At 69.8% G+C, this 5399-nt stretch carries 3 protein-coding genes and 2 pseudogenes; 1 reads left to right on the forward strand and 4 read right to left on the reverse strand.

Translation table 11 applies throughout. The annotated features are described in order from the left end of the window. The 4 genes and pseudogenes from VN779_RS26330 to VN779_RS26345 all read right to left on the reverse strand — a co-directional run. Positions 1–133, reverse strand: a pseudogene (locus VN779_RS26330) (ABC transporter ATP-binding protein); the annotation flags it as partial. 144 nt (positions 134–277) lie between these two features. Next, positions 278–1108 carry an enoyl-CoA hydratase gene (locus tag VN779_RS26335; RefSeq protein WP_325720992.1) on the reverse strand — a complete coding sequence of 277 codons (831 nt, stop codon included), beginning with the start codon at positions 1106–1108 and terminating at the stop codon, positions 278–280. A 35-nt stretch (positions 1109–1143) separates the two neighbouring features. After that, the gene (locus tag VN779_RS26340; RefSeq protein ID WP_325720996.1) at positions 1144–2784 is read right to left on the reverse strand and encodes an acyl-CoA synthetase; all 1641 of its coding nucleotides are present in this window, start codon (positions 2782–2784) and stop codon (positions 1144–1146) included. 138 nt (positions 2785–2922) lie between these two features. After that, positions 2923–3420 carry a DUF6325 family protein gene (locus VN779_RS26345; protein WP_325720998.1) on the reverse strand — a complete coding sequence of 166 codons (498 nt, stop codon included), beginning with the start codon at positions 3418–3420 and terminating at the stop codon, positions 2923–2925. A gap of 496 nt (positions 3421–3916) precedes the next feature. Here VN779_RS26345 and VN779_RS26350 point away from each other — a divergent pair. Next, positions 3917–5399, forward strand: a pseudogene (locus VN779_RS26350) (hypothetical protein); the annotation flags it as partial.

The following is a 5399-nucleotide window of genomic DNA, read 5'->3' on the forward strand; positions in this document are numbered from 1 at the left end:
TCCCGGCACCGTTCGGGCCGATCAGCGCGTGGATCGTTCCGCGCGTCACCGCCAGGCTCACCTCGTTGACGGCGACGAAGCCCTTGAACTCCTTCGTAAGCCCGCGCGTTTCGAGTATCGTGTCGTTTGCCATCGCACGTCGGACGTTGCGCATCGGGCGCCGATCCGGTCTCCTTCGGTCAGGCGCGGATTATCCGGATGGGCGCGCCGATTGGCAATGCAAATCGCCGCGCCGTGGCACGCCGGGTTCGTCCGCTCGTGCCCGCGCGCGCCAGCGCTACCGGCTCGAGCGCCAGTTCGCCGGACGCTTCTCGAGGAACGCGTCGATACCCTCGCCTGCGTCAGGGTCAGCGAGATTGCGAGTCATCGCCCCGGACGTCACTGCATACGCGTCGCCGAGCGTGCAGTCGACCTGCGCGTAGAACGCCCGCTTGCCGAGGGCGATCACCGAGGCGCTCCGCGCCACGATCCGGTCGGTGAGCGCCCGGACGGCATCGTCGAGCTCGGTGGCCGCAACCACGCGATTGACGAGTCCCCAGTCGCGCGCGGTCGCCGCATCGATCGGATCGCCCGTCAGCAGCAGCTCCATGACGCGCTTGCGGGCCACGTTGCGCACGACGCCGACTGCCGGTGTCGAGCAGAATACGCCGACGTTGACGCCCGGTAGCGCGAAGCGGGCGGTGGCAGCCGCCACGGCAAGATCGCACATCGACACGAGCTGGCAGCCGGCAGCCGTCGCGATGCCGTGCACCCGGGCGATCACGGGCTGGGGGATCCTGTTCAGAGTGATCATCAGGTGGTTGCACTCGGCGAACAGGGTGTTCTGCCAGACCGGATCGTCCGTGTGTGCGCGCATCTCGGCCATGTCGTGCCCCGCGCAGAATCCGCGGCCCTCCGCCGCGAGGACGACCACGCGCGCCGTGCCGTCCTCGGCCAGCGCGTCGAGCTCCGCCTGCAGCGCGGCGATCATGTCGCGCGACAGCGGGTTGTAGCGGTCGCCGCGGGTGAGGGTGAGCCGGACGATCCCGTCCGCGACGTCCCGCCGGACCGAGGCCCGTCCCTGCCCGACCTCGCTCGTCGTCCCGGGCGTTCGTACGGTCTCGACCATGACGTGCTCCCTCCTCGATCGCCTGCTCGATCGGCCTACTCGATCGCTGCCGTCGAGCGGGAACGTTGGCGCAGGACATGCTTCTGGATCTTGCCTGTCGAGGTTTTCGGAATCTCGGTGAAGACCACCGTGCGCGGCACCTTGAAGCCCGGCAGCAGTCGCCGGCAGTGCTCGATCAGCTCGGCCTCCGATACCGACGCTCCCGGCTGCAACTCCACGTAGGCGCACGGCGTCTCGCCCCACTTCTCGTCGGGCTGCGCGACGACTCCCACGAAGGCGACCGCGGGGTGGCGGTCGAGCGCCTCCTCGACCTCCACCGACGAGATGTTCTCGCCGCCGGAGATGATGACGTCCTTGGCCCGATCCTTGATCTTCACGTAGCCGTCCGGTTCCCGCACCGCCAGGTCTCCGGAGTGGAACCAGCCGCCGGCGAAGGCCCTCTCCGTGGCCGAAGGGTTCTTGAAGTACCCCATCATCGTGATGTTGCCGCGGAAGACGATCTCGCCGACTGTCTCGCCGTCCGCGGGCACCTCGTCGCCGCTCTCGTGGTCGATAACGGTGACCCTGTCCTCGAGCAGGTAGCGGACGCCCTGGCGCCCGTTGCGCCGCGCGCGGGTCGGGCCGTCCAGGTCCGCCCAGGCGGCGTGCTTGGCGCACACGGTGGCAGGCCCGTAGACCTCGGTCAGCCCGTAGACGTGGGTGAGATCGATCCCGAGCCGTTCGGCGCCCTCGAAGGTGCGCGCCGGCGGTGGCGCGGCCGCGATCATCGCATGGAGCTCGTGGTCGAGCGTCGCCCGCAGTTCGGGCGGGGCGTCGATGAGCAGGTTGTGGACGATCGGGGCGCCGCAGTAGTGGGTGACCCGGTGCTCGGCGATCAGCCGGTAGATCGCCGCGGCCTCCACCGCCCGCAGGCAGACGTTCGTTCCGGCGTTCGCCGCCATCGTCCAGGGGAAGCACCAACCGTTGCAGTGGAACATCGGCAGCGTCCACAGGTACACGCTGTGCCTCGGCATGTCCCAGGTGAGGATGTTCCCCACGGCGTTGAGGTGAGCGCCGCGGTGGTGCACGACGACGCCTTTCGGGTCGCCCGTGGTGCCCGAGGTGTAGTTCAGGGAGATGGCCTGCCACTCGTCGGCAGGCTCGTCCCGGTCGTACCGGGGGTCCGCGGAGGCAAGCAGGGACTCGTACTCCTCGGTGCCGATCGGCTCGCCCGGGCCGGTGTACTCGGAGTCGTCGACGTCCACCACTGTCGGAGGCCGGTCCAGTGCAGCCACGGCCCTGGCCGCGAGGCTGCTGAAGGCGCGGTCGACGAGCAGGACCTTCGCCTCGCAGTGTTCGAGGATGAACGTGATGCCGGCGGCGTCGAGGCGGGTGTTGAGCGGCACGAGGACGGCCCCGGTCATAGGGATCCCGAAGTGGGCCTCGATCATCTCGGGGGTGTTCGCGAGCAGGACCGCCACGGTGTCGCCCCGTCCGATGCCCCGGGCGGCGAGCGCGGACGCCAGCCGGCGGCACCGGTCCCGGGTCGCCCTCCAGCTGTACCGACGCGCCCCGTGCACGACGGCGAGGTGCTCGGGATACACGTCTGCGCTCCAGTCGAGGAACACCAGCGGTGTCAGCGCAGCGAAGTTCGCCGTCCGGCGTCCCAGCCCGACCTCGAAATCCTCGACTGCCACGGGTCCTCCAGGGCGTGGGCGACCGGTCCACCGAATCTAGCCGCCGCGGCCCGACGCCGGGAGGTTTCGGCAGCTGGACCGGCTCTCCGCCGAGGAGGCTCGATCGCTATTGGCGTCGTGCGGTCCCGGGCAGAACATCTAGGCGATGCCGTTGCTGGTCAGCGCGCCGACGGCGACCAGATTGGCACGATGTAGCCAGGTGTCCTCGAGAGCAAAGCCGCCGCCGCGGGTAACGGCGCCGCGGAGCGGAATGGCCCAGAGATGCTCGATCAGTGCCACCACAGCGCAAGCGTCCGCCGGAATGGCGTCCGAAATCGCCCACGCCTCGCCGGCATCTAAGCCGTAGGCGCAATCCGCCGTGCCGGCGTCGGCTCCCACCTTGAGGCCCTCGCAATGGGAGTCGAACCCGATGAGCGCACCGAGGATCTCGCCGAACTCCGGCCACTCCCCGCCCCCGGCGTCGAGGACGTCCACCGTCGTGAGGCAACCATCCTCGTCCTTGCTGACGAAGATGGCGTCGAGGAGGCGAATCAACTCGCCGCTGCGAAGCCGCCGCAGTTCGGGGAGGATCCGACCGGCGAACTCGTCGCCAGCGAAGCCGACGACAACGATCTGTACCGGTCCGCGCTCGGTCACGGATCCTCCTTGGCAGCCCAGCCGCGCCGGATTCCGATCTTTCCCCGCCGCCCTGAGCTCGTCCCACGGCGTGCTACCCCTGTCCGGCCGAATGTCCTGCTGTTGCTCAGGGAGCTGATCGGCTCGGGCCTGAGGGCCCAGACCGCCCACGATGGCGGCGCGGAGCAGCCGCCTTTGCTGGCCGGCCAGTAGCACCGTCGCCGTCATGGCCATAGGGTCGTTGGTGCCCGGCGTCACGTCACCATCCCGACCGGATGAGCCACGTGTGCCGGCTCGGGTACGAGTGCATCCGCCGACACCGAGACCGGGCCGCCGGCGGGCTCTAGTCGCTCCCGCCGGGCGGTGGGTCGGACGTGCGCTTGTCGTCAGTCGGCAGCGGCCGGTGCCGCCTCGTGCTGTTTGAAATCGCCGGCTACCGGGCTGAGAAGGTAAGATCTAGCCGGCTGCCCCAGATCCCGGCGGTGCACACCTCATCGCGTCGATGCAGGGTGGATTCATGACCGGGAGCAGCGTCGGGAAGCTTGCGGTAGCCCAGAGTGCGCCCAAGATCCAGGCGCCGATTCTTCGAGACGGTCTGGTTGCCCGCACCAGGCTCCTCAGACATCTCGCCGCAACCCCGGACGACGTTCCGCTCGTGCTGCTGGCGGCGCCCGCCGGGTACGGGAAGACGACTGTGTTGGGCCAGTGGTCGGCTACAGATGCCCGGGACTTCACCTGGGTGACGGTCGAGGAGGCGGACAAGGATCCGGTTCGGCTCGCCGGGCGCATTGCCCGCGCACTGCACCGAATCGAGCCGCTGGACCCAGCGGTCTTCCGGGCGCTGGCGGACGGGGACGGATCACGACATCTTGTTGCGCTGCCCCACCTGCTGGCCTCATTGCGGAGCTGGGCGCGACCGGGAGTACTGGTGCTCGACGACGCCCACGAGCTGCAGACCGTAGGGGCGGTGAACTTCGTCCGCGCGCTCGCCGCCGGCCTTCCGCCGGGGTTCCGCATCGCGGCCGGATCTCGGCTCGTGCTTGCCTTCGGCCGCCTGCGCAGCGAAGGCCGGTACGTCGAGTTCGGCCCTGACCACCTGAAGTTCACCGAGGACGAGGCACGAGTCGTTCTCCTGGCGGCAGGTGTCGACTGCTCCGACCACGCGCTGAGAGCGCTGGTCCGGCGCACCGAGGGATGGCCAGCAGGGGTCTACCTCGCCGCGTTGGCCACCCGGGCCGCATCGGACGCGGCCGAGACAGCGGGCGGGATCGCCGGTGATGACCCGTTCATCGTGGACTACGTTCGCGACGAACTGCTCGCCCGAGAGTCTTCGGCAACCGTTCGGTTCCTGCTACGCACCGCCGCGCTCGGACACATGTGCGGTGCGCTCTGCGACCACGTGCTGGGCGGCAGCGGCTCCGCCAGCCGGCTCGCCGACGCCGCCCGCCGCAACCTGTTCGTCGTGCCGCTGGACCGGCACGGCGAGTGGTACCGCTATCACCGCCTGATAGCCGAGATGCTTCTCTCAGAGCTCCGGCGGCGCGAACCCGGCGAGGAGCTGCGGGTGCACCGGCGCGCGGCCGCATGGTACGTGGAGCGAGGCCTGCCCGAGGAGGCCATCGCGCATGCCGTCGCCGGCCAGGACACCATGACCGCGGCCACGCTGGTCAACCGGCATGCAGGCAAGTTCTGCGCCGAAGGGCGACTCCGCACGGTCTGCGGCTGGTTGGATGCGCTGGACTCCGCCGGGCTCGCCGACTACCCGCCGCTGGCGATCACCGCGGCCTGGATCTTCGCCTTCTCCGGAGACCCGCTGCGCGCTCAGCAGTGCCTCTACGTGGCGGAGCGCGGATCTTTCGAGGGCCCGCTGCCCGACGGCAGCATCTCGCTCACCTCCGCCATCGCGGTCCTGCGTGCGGTCATGGGAGGGCTGGGAGTCGACCGGATGCTCCTGGACGCGACCGCGGCCGTGGACCTCGAGCAACCGGGCAGCCCTTGGC

The organism is Actinocrinis sp. (assembly GCF_035605935.1).
GTDB lineage: Bacteria > Actinomycetota > Actinomycetes > Streptomycetales > Catenulisporaceae > Actinocrinis.